A 24,192-nucleotide genomic window follows, 5' to 3' on the forward strand; every position below is an offset into this window, starting at 1 on the left:
GTGGAATTAGTAGTTGGAAAAAACGATCATTTTAACAGAATAAACTTTCAATTCGCAAAGAAAAGAAATACAATATAAGGAAATATATATGGTTTAGGGAATTGAGAATATGTAATAAATGAAAGTGAGACTGAAATTGAATTGAGACGAAAGTAGGTATAGATTAACTACCTGTAAAAACTCAGTTGATTTAACAATTAATCAATACTTAGAGTTATTATTTGTGAAAGGAGAATAAATGTAAGTATGAAAAAAATTATTATTTCAGATCTTGATGGGACTTTATTAAGAAGTGATAAAACAATTTCAGAGAAATCTATTAATATTTTAAGGGAATGTAAAAATAATGGATACGAACTGATTTTTGCTACAGCAAGGCCTCCAAGAGCTATAAAACAGTATATTCCCAGCGTGTTAAAGAGTGAAATTATTATTTGTTATAACGGGGCTCTAGTTCTTAAAGGTAATGATATTTTATATGAAATGAAGATTTCTAAAAATAACATTTTAGAAATTATAGAAATAGCAAAAAAGTACAATCTTCATCAGATTTGTCTTGAAATAGGTGATAAGTTGTATTCAAATTTTGATGTTACTGATTATTTTGGCAATGTACCATGTGAAATAATGGATGTAAGAGATTTAGACTTTGAAGAAGCTTCAAAAGTAATTATTTGTACTAAGGGCTCAATAAACGAGGAATTCATTAAAGAATTGCCTGATGAATGCAAGGCAGTCATTACAGATGACGGAACTTTGTGTCAAATTATGCATGCAGAAGTTTCAAAATGGAATAGTATTCAATATGTTCTACAGCACTTAAATCGAGACGTATCTGAAGTAATTGCCTTTGGAGATGACTACAATGATATGGAAATGATAGAGAAGTGTGGGATTGGTATAGCGATGAGTAATGCAGTTGAGGAATTAAAGTCAGTTGCTAAATTTATTGCTAAAAGTAACGATGAGGATGGAGTTGCTGCATTTCTAGAAAGTAAAAGTTATGTTTATGTTAATTAGTATGAAAAATAAATTGCAGCAAGCGCCAATAAAGTGATGCTACATCTGTTTTTTTTATAAATAGATATTATGAATGGGATATATGGGAGGAAACAAGCAAGATGAAAACATTATTTAAAATAATAGGTATTTTAGCTGGTATGGCAGTAATTGGCGTAGGTGTAACGTATGGTATGCTGTATTATTTGAATAATAGTAAACCAGCTGCTAAAAAGGCATCACCAGCTGCTCCGGCAGTAGAAGTACTAGCTGATAGTAATGTAAAAGCTGAAGATGCAAAGCTTTTAGAAAATGGCAATCATTCATTACCGAATAGTGGATTTAATAAAAATTTTAAATGGACAGATGAGAACATACAGACAGCATTACATGAAATGGCACATCAAAAAACGAAAGCTAATCAAAAGTGGGGCTATATTTTTATTACACAAGAACGTATTGAAAGTTTACTTGATATTGTGAAGAGTAATGATATTGTACAAGGAAATACATATGCAGACATTTTAGAGAGATGGAAACAAGGAAAATATGAAAAGATTGATTCGGATCACAATAAGATTTGGAAACTACAAAGCGGGAATTTAGGAGAAGGAAAAGGGGTAATGTCAGAAGCGGAACAAAAAGAGTTAATTAATCAAGTGTTTATGCAAAAAGGTACATATTCGGGTAGTCAATTAATTGCAGGTGGGGGACAGACTAATAAATAAGGAAATATTAGAAGAGAGTAAGTGCTTATTAAGCAGTTACTCTTTTTTGTGCACTTTTTAGTTTTCCTCTAGTAAAGAAAGAAACGATTGTAAAACGGGTGAAATCCATCTAGATTTATGATAGATTACATGGCTTTGAATAACTGTTGGAGTTTCGATAGGCTGAAAACTGAGTTGCTCTTTTTGACAACTTTCTTGTACAACGATGTAAGGAAGAATTGAAATTCCTAACTCACACATAACGGATTGTTTAATGACTTCAACGTTGGAAGTTTCAAATGTTTTAGCTGGAATATGCCCGCTTTGACGTAAAAAATGATCTACCATTGGTCTATAGCCGCAGCTTTGTTCGGTAAAAATAAACTGAGTATCCTTTAATAAACAAAACGGATTAGATTGTGTAGAATAATGGGGCGGTAAAATCCATCCAAATGTTTCATTACTAAAAGTACGCGTAATAAAATCATTATGTTCTATACTTTCTCCAATTATGAAGACAATATCTGTTTCTCCTTCACGTAATTTTTGTAATGCTTGTTCATTTGTGTTTGTTTCAAGTACGATATTTACTTTCGGATTTTTCTGTTTGTAAGTACGTAATAATTGTGGTAAACGGTACACTGCTAATGATTCGTTTGATGTAATACTCAATGTACCTTCTAATTGATCAGTATTTTGAGGGATTTCTTGCGCTTTCTCATAAATAGCAAGTAATTCTAAAGCATAAGGATGAAATTGATGACCTGCTTTTGTAAGAAGTACTTTTTTTCCTAACCGATCAAAAAGGGGAATATGTAAATCGTTCTCTAATGCTTTCATATGCGCTGTAACTGTAGATTGCGCATAATCTAATGCATGAGCAGCTTTAGAAAAACCACCATACTTAACAATCGCACAAAATGTTTTAACGTGTCTCATTTCCATAAGCAATCCCTCTTTTATTATCATGATTTGTGAATGATTATATCATGTATTTCAATTTTCCAAATGCTTAAATTCCTTATAAAATGAAATTATAGAAATATTTATTCATTTAATATTGGGGGAGAAAAGATGAGAAAAAAGGGCTATCATGTAGCTGTAGTTGGGGCTACAGGAGCGGTAGGTCAGAAAATTATTGAACTGTTAGAAAGAGAAACAAAGTTTAATATAGTTGAAATTACGTTGCTTTCGTCAAAACGATCGGCTGGTAAGAAAGTACAATTTAAAGGGCGAGAGATCATTATACAAGAAGCAAAGATAAATAGCTTTGAAGGTGTGGACGTTGCCTTTTTTAGCGCTGGGGGAGCAGTATCTAAACAATTTGTTAATCACGCAGTCTCTAGTGGCGCCATCGTAATTGATAACACGAGTGAATACCGAATGGCACGTGATGTACCGCTTGTGGTTCCGGAAGTAAATGCGCACACTTTAAAAGAACATAAAGGTATAATAGCAGTTCCGAATTGTTCAGCATTACAGATGGTAACAGCTCTTCAGCCAATACGAAAAGCATTTGGTTTAGAACGAATTATCGTTTCCACTTATCAAGCTGTTTCAGGATCAGGAATTCACGCGATTCATGAATTAAAAAAACAGGCTAAGTCAATGCTTGCAGGTGAAGAAGTGGAGAGTACTATATTACCAGTGAAAAAAGATAAGAAATATTATCCAATTGCATTCAATGTATTGCCTCAAGTAGATATATTCACGGATAATGATTTTACCTTTGAAGAAGTAAAGATGATTCAAGAAACGAAGAAAATTTTAGAAGACCCAAACCTGAAAATGGCAGCTACTTGTGTGCGTGTTCCAGTTGTATCAGGTCATTCAGAATCGATTTATATAGAGCTTGAAAAAGAAGCAACTGTTGCAGAAATTAAAGAAGTACTGCTTGATGCACCAGGTGTTATTTTGCAAGATAACCCTAGTAAACAGCTGTATCCAATGCCATTATATGCAGAAGGGAAAATAGATACTTTTGTCGGTAGAATTAGAAAAGATCCTGATATACCAAACGGATTCCATCTTTGGATCGTTTCCGATAATTTATTGAAGGGTGCAGCGTGGAACTCAGTTCAAATTGCAGAGACGATGGTGGAAGAGGGAATCATTTAGTATGAGGAAAAACTAGGAAACTGTTAATGATTACAGTTTCCTAGTTTTTATTTTATAACTGTGCGCTTTATTTCAGCCGTTTATGATTTGAAAGACAGTAAAAAACATCAAGAATGAATAAAGTTTAATTGGTATGATATGGATAAATTCAATAAGGGGGAATTAGATGTATCAAGTAAAGGGGTATTTTTCATCGCTCAAAGGAAGTCATTATGAAATCGGTAAGCAACAAGGGGAGTTTGTAAAGCAAAATCCTTATCTCATTCCACAATTTATACAGAAAGAAAAATTAATATCGTATCACCATTGGACTGAATCCAGAAATATATTACATAAATATTGTCCAGGAATTAATGAAGAGATTGAAGGGTTTTGTGAAGTGTTAAAAATTCCATCTGAAAATATGATGTATTATTATCAAACGCTATTAAAAGCAGGTTGTAGCCATTGTGCTGTTTTACCTAAAAAGACAGATTTAAAGCATACTTATGTATTAAGAAACTATGATTTGTCACCAGTAATAGATGATATGCGCTTTTGTTCGACTCATGTTGAAGGTGCATATGCACATAGTGGCTTTTCCACTCAATATTTTGGCCGAACGGAAGGAGTTAACGAGCATGGATTATCTGTTACATTTTCAGCATGTGGCCAACCGGTAGGAAATATTGCGGGCTTAAGAAAGCCAGCGGTAAGTGGTTTACAATGTTTTGCAGTAATTCGAGTATTACTGGAGAAATGTAAAAATGTACAGGAGGCTAAGTCACTAATAGAAGAAATGCCAATTGCTAGTAATATTAATTTAATAGTAGCGGATCCTTTAGATGCAGCGCGTATTGAAATATTTGACGGATATAAATCAATAATGACAATTGATGAGGAAAGCCAAGATTTTATCGTATCAACAAACCATGCGATCAGTTTATCTATTCAAAAATTGAATAATAGGAGAATAGAACAATCTACAAACAGATATCACACCTTGTATGAACATTTAAATCAAAATGAACAAGTGAGTATAGATTCTTTAAAAGGATTAGTAAAAAAGGAATATCCAGCTGGGCTGACAGTGCATAATTATGAAGAATGGTTTGGAACTTTACATTCCGTATTATTTGATTTACATGATTGTACAATGAATATTTGTTTCGGATCACCACTTTTAAATGACTGGTACTCGTTGGAAGTTGGAGGAAGTCTTCCTTTTTCTGAGGTGAATGTGAACTTTGAAAATAAAACTTATACTGATTTTTGGAGAGAAGAGAATAATGAATTGATTCCAAAGGGATAAATGGGATAAGATGGTAGTACCGAAGGGGGTTATGTATACGGGAGGGATTACCGATGCTGAAAATTTTGTTAACGATTGTTCTTATCATTTTTCTAGCCGTTTCGATGTATATTACGTATCAAAAAAGAAAAAAAGCAGAAATAAAAGGATTAAAAAGTGCGTTAACTTCAATTTGTTTCTTTTCACTTGCAATTTGTAATTTGTTTGCATATTGGTTTCATTTAGGTGGTATTTTTACAGTGCTATTTTCAATTGTATTATTGTTAGTTGGGGCGTATTTTACAAAATATATTCCAATTTCCAAAAAGGTGCACTGAAATTTATAGGTAATAATTTATTTCATTATGAAAAGAGATTATTCTACTAGGTCGTTATGAAACGACTTCATAGGATAATCTCTTTTGTTCGTTTAATTTTGTAAAGAATGTACGGTTAGTTTCAATTGCTTAATGAATTCTCGAGTTGCAGCACACATATATTTATCTTTTCTATAAATAAGCCCTATTTCTATTGTTGGAGTAGGATTTTCTATTTTAATAGCTTGAATGTTTTTATTTTGTAAAAAGTCTATATACGGTTTTGGTAAAACTGTAATTCCCATTCCTTTTGAAACCATTTGGATTAAAGATTCCATTGTACTAATTTCTAAAATTGGTTTTGGTTTAAAGTTGAATTTTTGACAATGAGATGTAATTAATTCGGTTAAAAAGAAATTTATAGGTAATAGAATTAAAGGGTAGTTCTGTAATTCAGCAATAGATACATGATCATGTTCAGCTAATGGATGACCGATTGGTACGACTAATGTAAGTTCACTTTTGTATAGAGGGATAGAAATAATCTCTTTATCTTGTACTGGGAGAAATGTAATGCCAATATCTAGTTCGTTTTGTAATAATTTTTCGCGAATATCTCCTGTACGAAGCCCTAATACAGAAAGTTCTATATTGGGATATAAATTATTAAAATTTAAAATAGCTGGTGGTAGTAAGTAATTCACGACGGTTAACAATGATCCAATTGTTAAGGAACCTTGCTGTAATCCGTTTAAATCTTGAATAGCAGAACGAGCTTGTTCGACTTCATGAAAAATGGTTTTACTATGCAATAATAAAATCCTTCCAGCGTCAGTTAAAGATATTTTTTTACCAATGCGATCGAAAAGCGGCATTCCTACTTCATGTTCTAAAGCACGTATTTGCTGACTTAGTGAAGGCTGTGAAATATTTAATTTCTCAGCTGCTTTTGTGAAATGCAGTTCTTTTGAAACTGCTAAAAAATATTCAAGTTGTCGTAATTCGATTTGGATCACCTCAAGTCTAATGATAGGTTTTACCTATCATTATTATATAAATAATCGGATTGAACAATGGTTTTTTAGGTTTTATAATCATCTTTATATAACAAAGATAGTTGTGAAAATAAATCGAGGGAGTAAATTCATGTAACACCTTAAAAGGAGGAAATAGAATGACAAATGAATATCAAATAGTATCTTTAAATATAGGATTACCAAAAGAGGTTAAGTACGGTGGAAAGGTAATTCATACAGGTATTAATAAAAAAGGAGTAAAGGAACCAGTATTTTTATCCTATGTAAAATTTAATGGAGATGGGCAAGCGGACTTAGTCCATCATGGAGGAGTAGATAAAGCAGTTTGTGTTTATACTGGTGACCACTATCCATATTGGGAAAAAGAATTGAATCAAGTTCTTGTGTATGGGGCCTTCGGAGAAAATATAACAGTGAGTGGCATGCGAGAAGAGGATGTTTGTATTGGTGATACATTTCAAATTGGAGAAGCAATTGTACAAGTAACACAGCCAAGACAACCTTGTTTTAAATTAGCTAAGAAATATAATATCCCCAAGTTACCACTATATTTTCAAGAAACAGGATATACAGGGTTTTATTTTCGCGTAATAAAAGAAGGGTGGGTATCACCTGTTGATGCGTTAAAGTTACTGAAGTCTGATCCAAAAGGAGTTACAGTAGCATTTGCTAATCGTATCATGCATAAGGAAAAACAAAATATGGAAGGGCTAAAAAGGATATTAGAAGTACAGGCACTTTCTACTAGTTGGAGAAATACATTTGAAAAGCGAATGAGAGGAGAAGAAATTAACACGAAGGAAAGACTAGAAGGAAAAAATTAATAAAAAAATATTTATTTATAAATGGTGCATTTCTATTAGTAAAAACGAATTAGAAAGCACTATTTTTATATAATTAACTTATTAATATCCAAAAATCTTAATATTGTTTTATTCGACTTGTTTTCGAATAGTCGAAACATAAAATTAATTAGACTATTTTTTTATATTTTATGATAGTATATTGATTGGTAAGACCTATTACTTTAAGAGCAGGTTATATAACTATATCTAATTTGATGGAATTAATATATGGAGGGACAACATGGGGAATGTTGAAAATTTTGAAAAATTTCTTTTAGAAGAACCGAAAAGAGAGCAGTTATTTCCTTTATTTGAAGAAGTGTTTGGGATTACAACTCAAACATTAAATGATTTTTCGGAGAAAGGATATTGGGATGATACATATAAAGCTTTATCATTTTTACAAGAAGATGAAGTAATTGCAAATGTTGCGGCATTTTCGCTGCCATTACTAATTAATGGTGAAAAAATAAATGCAGCGGGTATTCAATCAGTAATGACACATCCTAATTTTCGTAGACAAGGGCTAATGACACAATTAATGAATAAAATGATAGAAGAAATCGATAAGAAATGTGAATGTGCATTATTGTTTACCGAAAAACCTGAACTGTATACATCATTTGGATTTAAAGTTGTGCAGGAATATTTGATGACTATACCATACGAAAATAATAAAAACGATTCACTACTTAGAAAATTAGATTACTATAATGTAGATAATAGGCAGTTAATACATGAAACTATTGATAGTAGCCAAAGACTTTCAAATAATTTTTCAACATTAAATTTCCACCCTTCGTTTTATTTGAATATATATGAATCGGAATGGAATGAGAAATTGTATTATTCAGAGAAACTAGATGCTCTAATTGTGTATGAAGTAGATAATGAAAAGTTGAAATTATATGGAGTGTTTGCACCAGTAATTCCAGTTTTAGATGAAATATGCGGGGAAATCGCTGAAAGATTTACAGAAATCGAATTCTACTTCTCTCCAGATCAATTAGGGGTTGAGGATGTACAGTTTACAGAATTACAGTCAAGTAAGTATTTAATGGTTCGAAGTAATAGAGAGTTGGATTTGAAAGGTTATAAATTCCCAGTATTAGTAGAATTTTAAATGTGCATATAGATGCTTTATTATGGAGGAACTATGAAAATATCACATATACCAGAACATATTGAGCAACTTACTATAATGAATGTACCTGAATATTATAAGCTAAATAACAATCATGCGCTTATTGTCCGCTCGAAAGCCGAAACAGATTTTTGGCTTAAAACACATTATGGTTTCGAAGTAATGAATGGTCATGTATTTTATACTGAGACGATGACAGACTTTCAAGCTGAAGTTCAATTGCGTATGAATCCAAATTCAAAATTCGATCAAGCTGGTCTTTTTGTTATGATTTCGGAAAAATGTTGGTTGAAAACTTCATTAGAATATATTCCAGATGGTCCATCACATTTAGGAGCTGTCGTAACGAATAATGGATATTCCGATTGGTCCACACAAGACTTTCCGACAGAATTAGCTACCCAACATCTTCGTTTTCGAATTGTTCGTAAACGTGGTGATTATACAATATATGTGAAGAAGGTCCACCAATGGGAACAAATAAGAATCGCTCATTTGATGGAGGATATAGGAAATGAGCCTGTTAAAATAGGTTTTTACACGTGTAGTCCTTCTAAAAATAATGGATTTGAGACTGAGTTTTTAGATTTTACAACTGAAAAAATATAGATGAAAAACCGTGTTCTTTTCAATAAGAATGCGGTTTTTATATTTATATAATATAAAGCACATTTATTGACCGAAAAGTCATTAATGCTTATCATTTAATAATGTTAAATATTAATTTACATAATATAATAAAAGTAAGAAAGAAATTACAAACTATATCGCTTAAATAAGGGGGGATATGAATTATTCAGTGGTAATTTCATGGGAAAAGGAGATTATGTATGAAATCATTTCGCAAATTATTACAGTATTTAAAACCATACATGTTCTTCGCTATTATTGGACCGCTATTTATGGTACTTGAGGTTGCGATGGACTTAATTCAACCGACTATTATGCAACATATTATTGATGTTGGGATAGCAAATCGGGATATGAATTATGTAATAAAAATGGGACTTCTTATGATAGGAGCTGCAGCACTCGGTTTAGTTGGAGGACTTGGGTGTATGATGTATTCTACAAAAGCAGCTGTTAATTTCGCTACTGACATACGAAAAGATGTGTTTGCGAAAATAGAAACATTTTCTAGTGAAAATCGTGATTCGTTTGGAACTGGAAAGTTATTAACAATTGTGACAAATGATGTCACTTCTATTCAATCGGCGATGACGATGACATTACGTGTTCTTGTTCGTGGTCCTTTGTTGTTTATCGGAAGTATAATAATTGTTTTTGTAACTGCGCGTGAGTTATTTCCTATATTACTCGTAGTCGTTCCAGTTTTATTACTTGCGATTATATTTATTGCAAGTAAAGCAAGCGGGACGTTCAAAAAAGTGCAAGAAGCATTAGATAAAGTGAATACAAAGTTACAAGAAAATCTATCTGGAGTACGTGTGATTAAAGCGTATGTAAGACAAAAATATGAAATCAATCAGTTTGGAAATGTTAATACAAATTTAACGAAGATAAATATTCGAGCGGTGCAGCTTATTTCCTTGATGATGCCAATCATTATGTTAGTTGTAAGCGGCGGGATTGTCGCAACATTATGGATTGGTGGAGAAAAAGTATTTAATGGAACTCTTCAAGTAGGAGCTATATTAGCGTTTATAAACTATTTGAATATTATTTTAATGTCTCTTATGTCTATAAGTATGGTATTTATGCAAATCGCGCGAGCATTTCCGTCTGCGGATCGTGTACAGCAAGTATTAAATACTGAGGTTGATATTATAAGCGAAACAAATGCGCTTGTACCTAAGAAAATCGAGGGACATATTGATTTTAAAAACGTTAGTTATAGTTACACGAAAAATAATGAATATGTTTTAAAAGATATTTCATTTCGCATATGTAAAGGTGAAAAAGTAGGAATTATCGGTTCTACTGGAAGTGGTAAATCTACTTTAGCGAAACTGTTACCACGTTTATACGATGTTGATCAAGGGGAAATATGTATTGATGGAATAAATGTTAAGGCATACGATTTACAAAAACTTCGTGGTTCAATAGGTTTTGTACCTCAAAAAGCATTGTTGTTTTCAGGTAGTATAGAAGAGAACTTACGTTATGGAAAAGAAGATGCAACGAAGGACGAACTGGAAGTTGCGGCTTCATCAGCTTGTGCGACTGAGTTTATTAACAAGCTGGAAGATTCTTATCAATATCATTTAACACAAAGTGCGACGAATTTATCAGGTGGACAAAAACAGCGTGTATCAATTGCAAGAGCGCTTGTGAGAAAGCCATCTATTCTTGTATTAGATGATTCTACATCAGCAGTGGATGCTAAATCAGAATCTAACATTCAGTTGGCATTAAGAAAAGAATATAAAGGAACAACGACATTATTAATTGCCTCTAAAATCTCATCAATAATAGATGCTGATAAAATTCTCGTTTTAGATAACGGTGAATTAGTTGGTGATGGTACGCATGAAGAACTGTTAGAACAATGTGAGGTATATCAAGAAATCTATCTTTCCCAAGGTGGCAATATACATAAGGAAGGTGGGAAAGAACATGCGTAATTTTCAAGGGCAATTTGCAAATAAAGGTGGACGTAACGCACCTAAGAGTGGGAAAGCTAATAATACGAAAGAAACTGTAATGCGAGTATGGAACTATATGGGGTATCAAAAGGCTGCTCTTACGTTCGTTATATTTTTAGTATTTGTAACGACGTTACTTGGTTTATTAGGTCCATATTTAATGGGAGTAATTATCGATCAATATATTGTGCCAAAAGATTTAAGCGGTACGGCGAGAATGTGTGTGTTACTTATCGCGATTTACGGTGTAACGGTATTGTTAACTTGGTTACAAACATTTGTCATGGTTAACGTTGCATTAAAAACGATACAAAAAATACGACAAGATATTTTTGAGAAAATCCAAACGCTTTCTTTACGGTTTTTTGATGTACGTTCTCAAGGGGATTTAATGAGTCGTGTGACAAATGACATAGATAATTTGAATCAAGCGTTGACACAAAGTGTTGTACAAATTATTTCATCAGCATTAACCTTTATAGGTGTAACGATTGCGATGTTCGCATTAGATTGGATTTTAGCGATTGTTACTTTAATTACAGTACCTATTATGTTTTTCGTTACAAAAAAACTCGTGGCTTATAGTGGTAAAAACTTTGCAAAGCGTCAAAAAGATTTAGGAGAATTAAATGGATTTATTGAGGAAGCTATAACAGGAGCGGATGTTACAACGTTATACGGAAAAGAAAAAGAAACTGTACAAAATTTCAATAAAATTAATGAACAACTAAGAGTTTCAGCTACGAAGGCGGATACATTTTCAACCTTTATTTTTCCGAGTATGAACTTTATTAACAACTTAGGCATGGGACTTGTAATTGGAACTGGATCAGTAATGGTTTTAAATGGAATGACTACAGTAGGTGTCATTGCGGCGTTTATTAATTATTCTCGTCAATTCTCAAGACCACTCAGTCAATTTGCAACTTTAATGAATACGATTCAAGCGGCAGTTGCTGGTGGAGAACGTGTCTTTGAAATTATGGATGAAGTACCGGAAATCCAAAATAAAAAAGATGCATTCATTGTACAAAATTTACAGGGGCATGTTGAACTCGAGAATGTTTCGTTTGGGTATGAGGAAAATAAAACGATTTTAAAAGAAGTAAGTCTTAAGGCGCAGCCAGGGGAGACAATTGCTTTAGTTGGTCCAACTGGATCGGGCAAAACAACAATCATTAATTTGCTAACGCGTTTTTACGATATACAGCAAGGGAAAATTCATATCGATGGAAAAAATATAAAAGATTATGATATTAATTCGTTGCGAAATAAAATAGGAGTAGTTTTACAAGATACGTATTTATTTGCTGGGACGATTATGGATAATATCCGTTATGGTCGATTAGATGCTAGTGATGAAGAAGTAATCAATGCAGCTAAGGCAGCATCTGCACATTCTTTCATAAAGCATTTACCGAATCAATATGAAACAAAAATTGCTTCAGAAGGATCGAATTTAAGTCAAGGACAGAAACAACTTCTTGCGATTGCAAGGGCAATTTTAGCAGATGCAGATATATTAATTCTCGACGAAGCGACATCTAATATTGATACGAGAACAGAATTACAAATTCAAGAAGGACTGAACAATTTAATGAGAGGTCGAACAAATTTTGTAATCGCTCATCGACTGAAAACGATCGAAAAAGCAGATCAAATTCTTGTTATAAAAGATGGAAGTATTTTAGAAAAAGGGAATCATGAATCTCTCATGGAAGATAGAGGGTTTTACTTTGATCTGTATACGAGTCAGTTTAAAATTTAATATAAAAAATGAGGTTTCTCTAGAAAAGAGAAGCCTCATTTTTTATATTTGTAAACTTTATGAATTACTTTTCTAACCAAATCAATTATCCGACCTGAAAAATACTTATACTTGCAGATACATTTGTTAAAGAGCCACCATCACTATTTGAGAGAGTGATAGTACCTGATGAAGAGGTGTTATTTATTAAAGTCAATGTTGAAGGAACAACTGTTACGGTAAAAGCAGCAGTACCTTGATTTATTGTATGTGGTGACCCTGTACCAAAACGCCCACCTGGAATTGGTGTACCATTTAGTGCAAAGGAGAATTGGTTTTCACGAGAAGCTTGTAATTGAAACTCTGCTACATATGTTCCTAGTGTATTAATTATAATATTTCCAGTACCTGTGATGTGACTAAGGGCAGTTCCTGTTATAGGTCCATTTGTGTTAAAAGTAACACTACTTCCCACTACGATTAATTGGTTAGTAGTATCAAAAACATATAGATAGTTTGTTAATCCTACACTAGCCGCCCCGGTAGCCCCAGTAGGTCCAGTGGAACCGGTAGCCCCAGTAGGTCCAGTGGAACCGGTAGCCCCAGTAGGTCCAGTGGAACCGGTAGCCCCAGTAGGTCCAGTGGAACCGGTAGCTCCAGTAGGTCCAGTGGAACCGGTAGCCCCAGTAGGTCCAGTGGAACCGGTAGCCCCAGTAGGTCCAGTGGAACCGGTAGCCCCAGTAGGCCCGGTGGAACCAGTGGAGCCAGTATGTCCGGTGAAACCGGTAGAACCAGTGGAACCAGTAGAGCCAGTAGGCCCGGTGGAACCAGTGGAGCCAGTATGTCCGGTGAAACCGGTAGAACCAGTAGAGCCAGTAGGTCCGGTGGAACCGATAGAACCAGTATGTCCAGTGAAGCCAGTAGAGCCAGTAGGTCCGGTGGAACCGGTAGGACCAGTAGATCCGGTAGGGGAATGTGGGAGAATAATACGGCTAATATCAAAAAGTGGAAAGTTAATGGATATATCTTTGTTTTGATAATCTATCAAAATCACCTCACTAGTATGTTTAAAGAAATAGTAAAGTAATAATTTTTATGCGTATTTCATTTCTATATTATTAATGCAACTTATTTTGAAAATAGTAAATAGCTATTGTGACTGTAGGTGTTAATTTTTAATATAGTCTTTTTTTAAAGATAAAGAGCGCTGTTAAAGGCGCTCTGAGACAAGTTTCATGTTGAAAAGGGAATCGAGGATATTATGTGCATACTGTTTTAGAATGTTGTAATTTTTAATTAAAAATAAAAAGATCTTATAAAAATTAAAAATTTGTATTATTAGATAGTCACCATACACTAAAATATGCTTGTTTGATATAAATGTGTGTCAAATTTGCCAAAATATATTTTGGTATGCACAAGAAAATGAAAATACTTTGTTAGCAAATACTAGCGGTTTCAGTGACAGATGGTAAAAATAGTTTACGTGGTAGTGTAATAATTTCAAGCGCAATTTGCGTTGAATATAGGAGTATTTGAGTTAAATCTAAAGCGATTGTTAAAAGTATTATGAAGCTTGTAAGAATTACAAAACTACCCCAAAAGAAACTTTTTGAAGTGTTACGGAAATCTTTTATTAAGGAAAAGAAAGAAAAAAATGCTGTAACAATGAGAATTAAAAATTTATACTTATCAGCCATTAAACCCCTCCTAAAGAACAATAACTTACATTATAGCGTATTTTTCTGTATTATTATAAAAAGATTTTAAAATGAACGATAAAAAAAGTAGATGCCGCAACTTAAAGTATTAGTTGAGGGTATTATTTTTGATTTTTTCATTAAAAAAAAGAGTAGCGCCCTATTTATTATTTGCAAGTGTTGTACTGGATATTTGACCGGACAATAAGACGAGCTTTGAATATGTTAATAAAAAGGGGGTGTTGAAAAATGGCTAAATATAGTTTGCATGCAGGTCATAACAGTATTGTACAAGGCGCGAATTATGGGAATCGGAAAGAACACATTATGGATCGCCAAGTTAAGGATGCGGTTGTTGCTAAATTAAGAGCATTAGGGCATACAGTTTATGATGATACTGATGAAGTAGGGACAACGCAGGCACAAAATTTAAATAACATCGTATCAAAAACAAACTCACATGATGTAGACTTAGTAGTTTCATTTCACTTAAACTCATATGATACGAAAGCAAATGGTGTTGAAGTACTTTACTATGATCAACAAGCTTTATCAGCAAAGATAGCAGCACAACTTTCAAAAGATATTGGCTGGTCAAATCGTGGTGCAAAGGAACGTAAAGACCTTTATGTGTTAGCGAATACGAAAGCACCTGCAATCTTAATTGAACTTGGATTTATCGATAATGAAGCAGATATGGCAAAATGGAATCCAGATAAGATTGCAAATTCAATTGTTTATGCATTAACTGGGCAATCTGGTGGGACAACTCCGCCATCCAATAAAAATATCATTCAATCAGGAGCTTTTTCACCGCATGAAACACCGGATGTAATGGGAGCATTAACGTCCCTAAAAATGACAGCAAACTTCATCTTACAATCTGATGGTCTAACATATTTTATCTCTGAACCAACCTCAGATGCGCAACTTAAGGGAATGACAGATTACCTTGATCGTAAAGGCTGGTGGTATGAAGTTAAGTAAAGATTCTAGTTTAGTGGAACAGGATATTTAAAAATCAATCGACCCTAAAAGGAGGATTACTTATAATGAGTAATCCTCTTTTTAAAATTTTTATTTCGGCCTAAAACTAAATAAGTAATGCATGTAAGTGGGATATTAATTAGAAATATAATCTATATTTGTAAAACATACTTTTAATAAGAAAAATGTAGAATTTGAATTTAATTGACTACTATTGAAATTGCACTGAAAACTAATAAAATGGCCATAATGATGTTAAATGATTTAGTATGCTTCAACAAAAGTTTTTGAAACACGGAACCAAATAAGCTCCAACTAAATGTGCTCATTAATCCAACTACACCTAGAAATAATGAAAAAAGTAGATAACTTGAATATGAATTGTAGTAAGGGAGAATAAAAGTGGATACTACAGTTAGTCCGAATAGTATCCCTTTAGGATTAATAAACTGAAGGAAAATCCCCACTGTAAATAAATTTTCAGTATATTTTCCATCGGGATCTGTGCTAGTTTTACTAGTGAGTACTTTAAAAGCTAAATATAGCATATATGCTACACCTAAAATTTTTAAAGGAAATTCGATTATGGGTAGGATTTTAATTAGTACAATATTAAAGAAACTACATAAGGAAGTGAGGATGAAAAAACCGAAAGCTACTCCGAAGCAAAATTGCATACTCCTTTTTAAACCATGTTGATTGGCGTATGTCATAGCTAAAAAATTGTTAGGTCCGGGTGTGAAGCTACTTATAAAAACAAATAACAAAAAAGAAAAAATAGGCATTTCAAAACCCCCTAGTTATTTCGTATGTTATAATGACCGAAAAGAACAATATAACGTGTGTTTTTTTATTGTACATAACGATCGTTATATTGTACATAGTGTAGGAGTGTTTCTTATGGAAGAAATTCAACTTATTTTGGCGAAAAATTTAAAGACAATACGAGAGAAAGAAAAATTAAGTTTAGAAAAGGTTTCTCAATTAACAGGTGTGAGTAAAACGATGATTGGACAAATTGAAAGAGGAGAGTCAAGCCCAACATTAACAACGATATGGAAAATTGCGAATGGTTTGAAAGTGTCTTTTACTTCTTTAATCAATAATCCGCAACCGGATACGAAAGTTGTTTTACGAAATGATATTCAAGTATTATCAGAAGACAAAGGGAGGTATAAAGTGTATCCTTCTTTTCCTTTTCAAGATGATAGGAACTTTGAAATCTATACGGTTGAAATTGAAACAGAAGGAAAGTTAAATTCAGAAGGGCATAAAGAAGGGACTGAAGAATTTATAACGGTGTTTGAAGGGGAATTGACAATTGAAATAAATGATTGTCAATATAAATTAAATAGTGGGGATTCAATTCGCTTTAAGGCGGATAGACCGCATTCCTATCGTAATTTTGGAAGAACGCTAACTCGGTTAAGTATGACCATTTATTATTCAACTTCATAAATTTACAGCTGCCTTAAAAACAAAAAAGGCGTAATGATAAAACCATCATAAGAGATGGTTTTTATTTTTTATAATCCACAAAAAAAGACACTCATTTGAGTGTCAAAATAGTATTGCTCTCGCGTATAGGATTGGAGTATGTTTCTCAAATACGTTTTGAGATGGTTCGCATTTGAGAAACTATTTTCATATTTAATGTAACATTGGCAGGGAGGAGTGTAAATTGATAATGTATATACGGAAAATTTAGTATAGATACTTTGTACTATGAATATAGTACAAAGTGTTTCTTATTGCATAATCACTTTCGTGAAGTTATTAAAATATAAGCTTAAGGAATGACGTAATAGTTATTATTTTAGCATTTAATAATGATTATTATAAAAAAGAACGAATCATTTTTTAATCGATTCGTATAATTGTTAAAGGGGCACCTGTTGAACCACCTCCAACTAAATTAACTATGGATAATACGCCGGATAGTTGAAGGGAAATTGTATTACCAGCAGTTAAATTAATTATTAAATTATTATTATAATTTGAAGTTGATAATGCGGGAGAAAAATAGATCCGGAAAGTGGAGTCGAAGAGTTTAATAGTAGCCTTGTACCAGCAAGTAGTGCATTTGTTGTATTAACTTGATAGGTTAAATAATATCTCCCAGTAACAGGAATTGTAAATATATCATTTGAAGCATTCACTGTAAAATTACCGAGACTTTGGTTATTAGAAAGTGGAATATTAGTTCCGCCTAATATAACTGAAATGGGACCAACTGACGTATTATTAGCGAACATGGAGTTTGTTGTAATATTAGGCCCAGTAGGACCTGTAAGTCTGTATGGAAGAATAATTTCAAGAGCTAGTGATAATAGTCCTTTTTTCATTTTTTCATTCTTATCTTGAATGTAAATCACCTCATTTTTAAATTAGAACGTAACCTATTTAGTATTTTGAAATGGAACTATCATTTTATTATATTAATACTATTAGTTATAGCAACGGTAAAAAGTTTACTATATGTAAAATCATTTGAGTATAAAAACGTAGTTATGGAGTTTTTCTAAAATGATAGATGTTTTATTTTGTTAATTAGTAAACAAAATGTGGAATGAGGTATTAAATTGAACCGCAATGAAAAATTCTCTTTGAATAAAGGTATGAAAAGACCAGAAAATATTGGACCTACTTTTCCGGTTCTTCCGCCAATTTATATTCCAACAGGAGCAACAGGAGCAACAGGGGTAACAGGTCCAACAGGAGCAACAGGAGCAACAGGAGCAACAGGGGTAACAGGTCCAACAGGAGCAACAGGGGTAACAGGTCCAACAGGAGCAACAGGGGTAACAGGTCCAACAGGAGCAACAGGGGTAACAGGGGTAACAGGTCCAACAGGAGCAACAGGGGTAACAGGGGTAACAGGTCCAACAGGAGCAACAGGGGTAACAGGAGTAACAGGGGTAACAGGTCCAACAGGAGCAACAGGGGTAACAGGAGTAACAGGTCCAACAGGAGCAACAGGAGCAACAGGGGTAACAGGAGTAACAGGAGTAACAGGAGTAACAGGAGTAACAGGAGTAACAGGAGCAACGGGAATAACAGGAGCAACAGGAGCAACAGGTCCAACAGGAGCAACGGGAATAACAGGAGTAACAGGAGTAACAGGAGTAACAGGAGTAACAGGAGCGACAGGAGCAACGGGAGCAACAGGAGTAACAGGAGCAACGGGAGCAACAGGAGTAACAGGAACAACAGGTCCAACTGGAGTTATTGGCCCCATAACAACAACTAATTTATTATTTTACACTTTTTCAGATGGAGAGAAGCTTATATATACAGATTCAGATGGGCTAGCTCAATATGGTACAACTCACATATTATCTCCTGATGAGGTTTCGTACATTAACTTGTTTATTAATGGAATACTTCAACCACAACCATTATATAAAGTTAGTACTGGTCAGCTAACTTTATTGGATGATCAACCGCCACCTCAAGGTTCATCAATTATTTTGCAATTCATTATTATTAATTAAAAAAGACAGATTCTTAAATGAAAAGAATCTGTCTTTTTGTTCTACATTAAAGTAGTTAAAACTAAGTGACGATAAATTCAATTGTAATTGGAATTCCGCCGTCTAACGCATCTCCGCCAGGAATTGTAATAGCACCAGTAGGCCCAGTAGTAACACTGGAGTTCACGCTCGGTTGAAGAATGCCATTTACATAGAGGTTGTAATACGTAAAAGTCGGAAAAGCAGTTGCGGTAGTACCCGCGTCATTTAAACAAGCTGTGGCAGCAACAGCAAAAGCGGCACCTGTTCCTGTTCCAGCTCCTAATGTAGATGTAAATCTTCTAGATGCCATAAATGGTTGAATAATTGGCAATTAATTCTCACTCCCTAAATTTTTTTGGAACGAAGTATAGAATAACTTGTCCACTATATTGTATGAAAGTTTTTGTTAATAGAAACGGCTTCATGATAATAGAGGGAACACAATTTTAATAAACATATTATTGTTACTTGTTGGTTATATGATAATGTTTAGTTTTTATACTCAGATTAAAATGTGCTTTTGGACCTAAGAGATAAACGTGGAAAAATAAAATAAACTCTTAAGTTTAGGTGTTTAATCTAAGCAGTCAATTATTAAAAACATATAATTAATATGTGAGTCATGAACATAATTAAATTAAGTTTTCAAGTTTAATTATCATTCATGTTTCCTATCTTAAATGAAAAAATAACTCAATTGTTTTTTTCAATCGGAACTTTTATGGTTCTTAGAATAGGAAAACACTCAACTATAAGACAAGTCAGGAGGAAATAAATGTCACATAACAATTGTTTTGGTCATAACAACTGCAATAATCCGATTGTTTTCACTCCAGAATGTTGTAACAATCCGCAAACAGTTCCAATTACTAGTGAGCAATTAGGTAGATTAATTACTTTACTAAACTCTTTAATTTCGGCTATTGCAGCGTTTTTTGCAAATCCAAGTGATGCAAACAGATTAGCTTTACTCAATTTGTTTACTCAACTATTGAACTTACTAAATGAATTAGCACCTTCTCCAGAAGGGAATTTCTTAAAACAATTAATTCAAAGTATTATCAATGTACTACAGTCTCCTAACCCAGATTTAAGCAAATTACTTTCCTTGTTACAACAATTCTACAGTGCTCTTGCACCATTCTTCTTCTCTTTAATTATTGATCCAGCAAGTTTACAACTTTTATTAAACTTATTAACACAACTAATTGGTGCTACTCCAGGTAGAGGTCCAACAGGTCCGACAGGTCCAACAGGTCCAGGAGGAGCAGGAGGAGCGACAGGAGCAACTGGTGCAACAGGCCCAACAGGAGCAGGAGCAACTGGTGCAACAGGAGCAACAGGAGCAACAGGAGCAACAGGAGCAACAGGTCCAACAGGTCCAACAGGAGCAGGAGCAACAGGTCCAACAGGCCCAACTGGTGCAACAGGAGGAACAGGTCCAACAGGAGTATCTGGAGCAACAGGCTTAACAGGAGGAACAGGTCCAACAGGAGGAACAGGTCCAACGGGAGCAACAGGCCCAACGGGAGCAACAGGCTTAACAGGAGCAACAGGAGCAACTGGTGGCGGAGCTATTATTCCATTCGCTTCAGGTACAACACCAGCTGCGTTAGTTAACGCATTAGTTGCTAATACAGGAACTCTACTTGGATTTGGATTTAGTCAGCCTGGTGTAGCTTTAACTGGTGGAACTAGTATCACTTTAGCGTTAGGTGTAGGTGATTATGCATTCGTAGCACCACGTGCAGGAACTATCACGTCACTAGCTGGTTTCTTTAGTGCAACAGCTGCATTAGCTCCATTATCACCTGTGCAAGTACAGATACAAATATTAACTGCACCAGCAGCAAGTAATACGTTTACAGTACAGGGAGCACCTTTATTATTAACACCGGCATTTGCTGTAATAGCGATTGGTGCTACAGCATCAGGGATCATACCTGAAGCTATTCCAGTAGCAGCTGGGGATAAAGTATTATTATATGTTTCCTTAACAGCAGCAAGTCCAATAGCTGCAGTAGCTGGATTTGTAAGTGCAGGTATTAATATCGTTTAATTTGTTACAATGTCTGTTTGAAATTTAAATTGGCATTTGTATATAGCCCTTTCTAATTTTATTAGGAGGGGCTATATTTTATGGAAAGATAGGTGATAAATCAATTGAGAAAGTACTCTTTGTTAAAAAATAAAAATTTATGATTTATACTCTATTGTTTATGGAATAAGTTATATGCTATGAAAAATTACCTATAAATAAAAAAGATGAATTCTATTAAAAACAGAATTCATCCATAGAATAAACTTGTATACAGGGAAGTAAATTATTTATCGTGAGCGTTGAAATGCTATAGTTCAAATTAGTAATAAACTATTTGTTTTTATTACAGTTACATCCTTTTTTCTTTACATAGCCTTGCTCGGCTAAGTCTCTTTGTGATTGGGAATTGGAAGATTGAGAATTTGAGGATTGAGAGGATGCGGATGAACTACTATTTTTATTATGAGAGTAGTTTTTTCGATAGTTATAATTACTCATAGTATTATCACCTCCAATTAAATATATAACTATTATATGTATGTACTCTATTAATTGTTACGATAATAAATAGGAATGGGTATACAATAAAAAAATCTCCTACGTATTTTCCGAGGAGATAAATAACTGTCCTTTCATAATATAAATTAATATCCCCAGTAAAGAGGGAAATAATATGAATCTTGGTAATATAAATTTTGTTGTGGATTAGGAGGCTGAGTTGTTGGGTTTATCGTTCTGCGGTTTTTATTACAATTTGTTGGGGGACCAATTACTGTAGTGGATTGAATAGGGGATACCGCTTGTTTCCATTGTTGTTCATCGAGACAGTAAGTATGGGCCATTATATTAGAGGGAGTTAATCTTAAAATATCAGAACCAAAAATAACTTCTGGTGTTGGGGCATCAAAAATTGCTAATAAATGAGTATTATCTGCTGTAGCAATTTCATAATGCCACCACGCTTGTGGAATGTTGGCAACTTGCCCTGGTGTTATCGGTAAGTTTAATAGTTGATTCGTAAAAGGATTAAGTAAAGAAACAACCGCAGATCCTGAAATACAGTAAACAAGTTCAGCTGCATTTTGATGAATATGCGGTTCTACAACATTACCTGAACTTAAATAAATATCTAATAAAGAAGTGTTTTCTAACGTATTTAATTGTTTCACGCCAAGTACATTTATATAATTTTGGGCATCTTTCTGAAAAAAATTACTTTTATTTAAATCATAAGTGAAATTAGTTGAGGGGGAAGTGTAGTCGATATTAGAAGTCATTTGTATTACCCGCCTTTCTTATATTTTTATGCAATTTGAATTTAGGATATGAGTCTAGTTATTGAAATGTGAAAGCGTCGCTGCTCTTCGTTTGTAAAGTGATAAAAATGTTCGTTTGAATGCACTATAATTACAAGAGTTTCATTGCGAAAAAAGGCGCTATTAATTACAATTAATGTAAAAGGTAGCGCTTTTTTAATTTGGCGTACAAGGGGAGTGCAGGAAATGAACCATACTATTTTAAAAGAGTTGGAAGTTGAATTAAAAAATTACTTTCAACCGTTTTTGAATGCACCTGCAACAATAGAAGAAATTCAATATGTCGAAAGTGAAATGGGAATTGCGTTTCCAGATGAATTACGTAATCTTTATCTTGCACATAACGGTGAGGATAAATCAGGACCAGGGTTGTTTTTTGGTTTGCCATTTCTCTCGTTAGATGAAGTTTTGGATGAGTGGAGAATATGGAAAAGAATTGAAGAGGATGATTTTTTTAATTTTGATGCATTTTCAATACCAACAGAATATATTAAGGAAAGATATGTGAATCACAATTGGATACCTATTAGTAAAGATTATGGCGGTAACAATTTAGGAATAGATGTTGATCCGGATGAAAAGGGGAAAGTGGGACAAGTTATTAATTTTGGACGAGATGAAGAAGTGAAATATGTAATTGCAAATAGAATTTCAGATTTGTTACTATTTATTTTACAAACGCTAAAAAATAAAAATTTCACCATTCATAAAGAGGAAGATTATTTATATTGGAGTTATGGTGCTAATGATAATATACATTTTTTAGACGCTTTATGTAATATTGAATTACCTGTTTTACAGCCCCATTCTATATTTCAATCTGAAAAGAACGTTAAAGATTGGTACGATAGTTTAGATGAGAATTGGAGATATATAGTGGGTGCATCTGAACGTGCAGACAGGTTTGTTAGAGAGAAGAGATTATATTTAGGTGGAAAAGGGTTAGTAGATATTAGTCCATTACAGATGTGTACAGAAGTGAGAGAACTAATTTTATCCGGAAATGAAATTCAAGATTTAGCAGGATTAGAACGAATGAATTCTTTAAAGAAGTTATATTTAGTTAATAATCCGGTTCAAGATTTAACGCCAATCATACATCTAAAACACTTACAAGAAATAAATATAAAGAATACGAAGATAAATAATTTATCGGAACTTGTAGAAATGTCATCATTAAAAAAATTAAATATTACACATACTAGTATTCAAGATTTTTCGTTGCTACCGCAGTTTCAAAAATTAGAATCGCTTTCTGTACATATTTCAAATCATGAGCAGCTCTATGCGATTTCGAAAGTAGATAATTTAAAGCATTTATATATTTTAGGTTTAGAGAATGTTAGTGAATTGGATTTGCTTGTTTTGCAAAATTTAAATAAGTTAATCACAATTGAATTTGAAAATAGCATCATTGCTAATTTAAATTGTTTTCAACACAATGCGTCAATTCAAAATATAAAATTGACAGATACAAAGGTAAAGGATGGAGCGGCATTAGGTAAAATGAATGGGCTAAAGGAATTAGAATTAGATGGCGCAACAATTGATAACCTTGAAACGATTTGTTGTTCTCGATCATTAGAAATATTTACAGGATCGTTTGAACAATTTTTTATGTTAAAAGACTCATTTGATAGAAATATAGATTTTTCAAAAATAATTGGAGGAATGAGTGAAGAAGAAAGTGAAATTTGGCACCAGCATGTAATTGATTAGAAAATAACATTATTATGTAAATAAGTTTGTTTGTAGAAGGTGTAACTGTTTGACAGTTGATACTGCAATAAAGTGGTTAGGTGAAATAAATTATGTGTAACTGAATGTCACATCCCCCCTTAAT

General features: G+C 33.4%; 22 protein-coding genes and 1 pseudogene. 15 read left to right on the forward strand and 8 right to left on the reverse strand.

Annotated features, from left to right (window positions below):
- Positions 1 to 246: 246 nt before the first annotated feature.
- Both ATN06_RS11975 and ATN06_RS11980 read left to right on the forward strand, forming a co-directional pair.
- A complete protein-coding gene (locus ATN06_RS11975) occupies positions 247 to 1,020 on the forward strand; it encodes a Cof-type HAD-IIB family hydrolase (protein WP_060630818.1) in 774 nt (257 codons plus the stop codon).
- A 101-nt stretch (positions 1,021 to 1,121) separates the two neighbouring features.
- Positions 1,122 to 1,727 carry a PRK06770 family protein gene (locus ATN06_RS11980; RefSeq protein ID WP_060630819.1) on the forward strand — a complete coding sequence of 202 codons (606 nt, stop codon included), beginning with the start codon at positions 1,122 to 1,124 and terminating at the stop codon, positions 1,725 to 1,727.
- A gap of 57 nt (positions 1,728 to 1,784) precedes the next feature.
- Here ATN06_RS11980 and ATN06_RS11985 read toward each other — a convergent pair whose 3' ends face one another.
- On the reverse strand, positions 1,785 to 2,651 hold the full coding sequence (locus tag ATN06_RS11985) for a LysR family transcriptional regulator (RefSeq protein WP_060630820.1): 867 nt from the start codon (positions 2,649 to 2,651) through the stop codon (positions 1,785 to 1,787).
- 129 nt (positions 2,652 to 2,780) lie between these two features.
- Between ATN06_RS11985 and ATN06_RS11990 the strand changes: the two genes are divergently transcribed.
- The 3 genes from ATN06_RS11990 to ATN06_RS12000 all read left to right on the forward strand — a co-directional run bounded on the left by ATN06_RS11990 (position 2,781) and on the right by ATN06_RS12000 (position 5,432).
- A complete protein-coding gene (locus ATN06_RS11990; RefSeq protein WP_060630821.1) occupies positions 2,781 to 3,824 on the forward strand; it encodes an aspartate-semialdehyde dehydrogenase in 1,044 nt (347 codons plus the stop codon).
- Positions 3,825 to 3,990: 166 nt separating this feature from the next.
- Positions 3,991 to 5,115 (forward strand): C45 family autoproteolytic acyltransferase/hydrolase, encoded by a 1,125-nt coding sequence (locus ATN06_RS11995; protein ID WP_060630822.1) that lies wholly within the window; start codon positions 3,991 to 3,993, stop codon positions 5,113 to 5,115.
- A 53-nt stretch (positions 5,116 to 5,168) separates the two neighbouring features.
- Positions 5,169 to 5,432, forward strand: coding sequence for a hypothetical protein (locus ATN06_RS12000; RefSeq protein WP_060630823.1), 264 nt, complete (start codon positions 5,169 to 5,171; stop codon positions 5,430 to 5,432).
- 92 nt (positions 5,433 to 5,524) lie between these two features.
- Here ATN06_RS12000 and ATN06_RS12005 read toward each other — a convergent pair whose 3' ends face one another.
- Positions 5,525 to 6,427 carry a LysR family transcriptional regulator gene (locus tag ATN06_RS12005; protein ID WP_060630824.1) on the reverse strand — a complete coding sequence of 301 codons (903 nt, stop codon included), beginning with the start codon at positions 6,425 to 6,427 and terminating at the stop codon, positions 5,525 to 5,527.
- A gap of 158 nt (positions 6,428 to 6,585) precedes the next feature.
- On the opposite strand from ATN06_RS12005, the gene ATN06_RS12010 reads away from it, so the two are divergent.
- The 5 genes from ATN06_RS12010 (at position 6,586) to ATN06_RS12030 (ending at position 12,811) form a co-directional block, all read left to right on the forward strand.
- Entirely contained in the window at positions 6,586 to 7,272 is a 687-nt protein-coding gene (locus ATN06_RS12010; RefSeq protein WP_060630825.1) for an MOSC domain-containing protein, read from the forward strand.
- Between the two features lie 262 nt (positions 7,273 to 7,534).
- Positions 7,535 to 8,416, forward strand: a complete 882-nt coding sequence (locus ATN06_RS12015; RefSeq protein WP_060630826.1) for a GNAT family N-acetyltransferase — start codon at positions 7,535 to 7,537, stop codon at positions 8,414 to 8,416.
- Between the two features lie 33 nt (positions 8,417 to 8,449).
- Positions 8,450 to 9,046, forward strand: coding sequence for a DUF1349 domain-containing protein (locus tag ATN06_RS12020; RefSeq protein ID WP_060630827.1), 597 nt, complete (start codon positions 8,450 to 8,452; stop codon positions 9,044 to 9,046).
- A 221-nt stretch (positions 9,047 to 9,267) separates the two neighbouring features.
- Entirely contained in the window at positions 9,268 to 11,022 is a 1,755-nt protein-coding gene (locus tag ATN06_RS12025) for an ABC transporter ATP-binding protein (RefSeq protein WP_060630828.1), read from the forward strand.
- On the forward strand, positions 11,015 to 12,811 hold the full coding sequence (locus ATN06_RS12030) for an ABC transporter ATP-binding protein (protein WP_060630829.1): 1,797 nt from the start codon (positions 11,015 to 11,017) through the stop codon (positions 12,809 to 12,811). Before ATN06_RS12025 ends, ATN06_RS12030 begins: the two co-directional genes overlap by 8 nt.
- An 85-nt stretch (positions 12,812 to 12,896) precedes the next feature.
- Here the strand turns inward: ATN06_RS12030 and ATN06_RS29805 are convergent, their stop codons facing one another.
- Entirely contained in the window at positions 12,897 to 13,844 is a 948-nt protein-coding gene (locus tag ATN06_RS29805; protein WP_420480577.1) for a collagen-like protein, read from the reverse strand.
- 385 nt (positions 13,845 to 14,229) lie between these two features.
- Complete coding sequence (locus ATN06_RS12040) at positions 14,230 to 14,490, reverse strand: hypothetical protein (protein ID WP_060630830.1); 261 nt, start codon at positions 14,488 to 14,490, stop codon at positions 14,230 to 14,232.
- A 249-nt stretch (positions 14,491 to 14,739) separates the two neighbouring features.
- Here ATN06_RS12040 and ATN06_RS12045 point away from each other — a divergent pair, with 249 nt between their 5' ends.
- Positions 14,740 to 15,477, forward strand: a complete 738-nt coding sequence (locus tag ATN06_RS12045) for an N-acetylmuramoyl-L-alanine amidase (RefSeq protein WP_060630831.1) — start codon at positions 14,740 to 14,742, stop codon at positions 15,475 to 15,477.
- Positions 15,478 to 15,677: 200 nt separating this feature from the next.
- On the opposite strand, the gene ATN06_RS12050 is transcribed toward ATN06_RS12045, so the two are convergent.
- On the reverse strand, positions 15,678 to 16,262 hold the full coding sequence (locus ATN06_RS12050) for a LysE family transporter (RefSeq protein WP_060630832.1): 585 nt from the start codon (positions 16,260 to 16,262) through the stop codon (positions 15,678 to 15,680).
- Between the two features lie 115 nt (positions 16,263 to 16,377).
- Here ATN06_RS12050 and ATN06_RS12055 point away from each other — a divergent pair, with 115 nt between their 5' ends.
- Positions 16,378 to 16,935 (forward strand): helix-turn-helix domain-containing protein, encoded by a 558-nt coding sequence (locus ATN06_RS12055; RefSeq protein ID WP_060630833.1) that lies wholly within the window; start codon positions 16,378 to 16,380, stop codon positions 16,933 to 16,935.
- Between the two features lie 402 nt (positions 16,936 to 17,337).
- Here the strand turns inward: ATN06_RS12055 and ATN06_RS12060 are convergent.
- Positions 17,338 to 17,822: pseudogene (locus ATN06_RS12060) on the reverse strand (BclA C-terminal domain-containing protein).
- A 237-nt stretch (positions 17,823 to 18,059) separates the two neighbouring features.
- Here ATN06_RS12060 and ATN06_RS12065 point away from each other — a divergent pair.
- Positions 18,060 to 18,971 (forward strand): DUF4183 domain-containing protein, encoded by a 912-nt coding sequence (locus ATN06_RS12065; protein ID WP_060630834.1) that lies wholly within the window; start codon positions 18,060 to 18,062, stop codon positions 18,969 to 18,971.
- 61 nt (positions 18,972 to 19,032) lie between these two features.
- On the opposite strand, the gene ATN06_RS12070 is transcribed toward ATN06_RS12065, so the two are convergent.
- On the reverse strand, positions 19,033 to 19,323 hold the full coding sequence (locus ATN06_RS12070; RefSeq protein WP_001121652.1) for a DUF4183 domain-containing protein: 291 nt from the start codon (positions 19,321 to 19,323) through the stop codon (positions 19,033 to 19,035).
- A gap of 444 nt (positions 19,324 to 19,767) precedes the next feature.
- On the opposite strand from ATN06_RS12070, the gene ATN06_RS12075 reads away from it, so the two are divergent.
- Positions 19,768 to 21,051, forward strand: a complete 1,284-nt coding sequence (locus tag ATN06_RS12075) for an exosporium glycoprotein BclB-related protein (RefSeq protein WP_060630835.1) — start codon at positions 19,768 to 19,770, stop codon at positions 21,049 to 21,051.
- A 626-nt stretch (positions 21,052 to 21,677) separates the two neighbouring features.
- Here ATN06_RS12075 and ATN06_RS12080 read toward each other — a convergent pair.
- Positions 21,678 to 22,310, reverse strand: coding sequence for a cupin domain-containing protein (locus ATN06_RS12080; protein WP_060630836.1), 633 nt, complete (start codon positions 22,308 to 22,310; stop codon positions 21,678 to 21,680).
- Positions 22,311 to 22,535: 225 nt separating this feature from the next.
- Here ATN06_RS12080 and ATN06_RS12085 point away from each other — a divergent pair, with 225 nt between their 5' ends.
- Positions 22,536 to 24,068, forward strand: coding sequence for an SMI1/KNR4 family protein (locus tag ATN06_RS12085; protein WP_060633132.1), 1,533 nt, complete (start codon positions 22,536 to 22,538; stop codon positions 24,066 to 24,068).
- Positions 24,069 to 24,192 lie beyond the last annotated feature (124 nt).

This window comes from Bacillus thuringiensis, from assembly GCF_001455345.1.
In the GTDB taxonomy this organism is placed as follows: Bacteria; Bacillota; Bacilli; order Bacillales; family Bacillaceae_G; genus Bacillus_A; species Bacillus_A thuringiensis_N.

Coding starts and splice junctions, on each gene's coding strand:
- ATN06_RS11975 (WP_060630818.1), top strand. CDS start 247: ATGAAAAAAATTATTATTTCAGATCTTGATGGGACTTTATTAAGAAGT.
- ATN06_RS11980 (WP_060630819.1), top strand. CDS start 1,122: ATGAAAACATTATTTAAAATAATAGGTATTTTAGCTGGTATGGCAGTA.
- ATN06_RS11985 (WP_060630820.1), bottom strand. CDS start 2,651: ATGGAAATGAGACACGTTAAAACATTTTGTGCGATTGTTAAGTATGGT.
- ATN06_RS11990 (WP_060630821.1), top strand. CDS start 2,781: ATGAGAAAAAAGGGCTATCATGTAGCTGTAGTTGGGGCTACAGGAGCG.
- ATN06_RS11995 (WP_060630822.1), top strand. CDS start 3,991: ATGTATCAAGTAAAGGGGTATTTTTCATCGCTCAAAGGAAGTCATTAT.
- ATN06_RS12000 (WP_060630823.1), top strand. CDS start 5,169: ATGCTGAAAATTTTGTTAACGATTGTTCTTATCATTTTTCTAGCCGTT.
- ATN06_RS12010 (WP_060630825.1), top strand. CDS start 6,586: ATGACAAATGAATATCAAATAGTATCTTTAAATATAGGATTACCAAAA.
- ATN06_RS12015 (WP_060630826.1), top strand. CDS start 7,535: ATGGGGAATGTTGAAAATTTTGAAAAATTTCTTTTAGAAGAACCGAAA.
- ATN06_RS12020 (WP_060630827.1), top strand. CDS start 8,450: ATGAAAATATCACATATACCAGAACATATTGAGCAACTTACTATAATG.
- ATN06_RS12025 (WP_060630828.1), top strand. CDS start 9,268: ATGAAATCATTTCGCAAATTATTACAGTATTTAAAACCATACATGTTC.
- ATN06_RS12030 (WP_060630829.1), top strand. CDS start 11,015: ATGCGTAATTTTCAAGGGCAATTTGCAAATAAAGGTGGACGTAACGCA.
- ATN06_RS12040 (WP_060630830.1), bottom strand. CDS start 14,490: ATGGCTGATAAGTATAAATTTTTAATTCTCATTGTTACAGCATTTTTT.
- ATN06_RS12045 (WP_060630831.1), top strand. CDS start 14,740: ATGGCTAAATATAGTTTGCATGCAGGTCATAACAGTATTGTACAAGGC.
- ATN06_RS12050 (WP_060630832.1), bottom strand. CDS start 16,262: ATGCCTATTTTTTCTTTTTTGTTATTTGTTTTTATAAGTAGCTTCACA.
- ATN06_RS12055 (WP_060630833.1), top strand. CDS start 16,378: ATGGAAGAAATTCAACTTATTTTGGCGAAAAATTTAAAGACAATACGA.
- ATN06_RS12075 (WP_060630835.1), top strand. CDS start 19,768: ATGTCACATAACAATTGTTTTGGTCATAACAACTGCAATAATCCGATT.
- ATN06_RS12080 (WP_060630836.1), bottom strand. CDS start 22,310: ATGACTTCTAATATCGACTACACTTCCCCCTCAACTAATTTCACTTAT.
- ATN06_RS12085 (WP_060633132.1), top strand. CDS start 22,536: ATGAACCATACTATTTTAAAAGAGTTGGAAGTTGAATTAAAAAATTAC.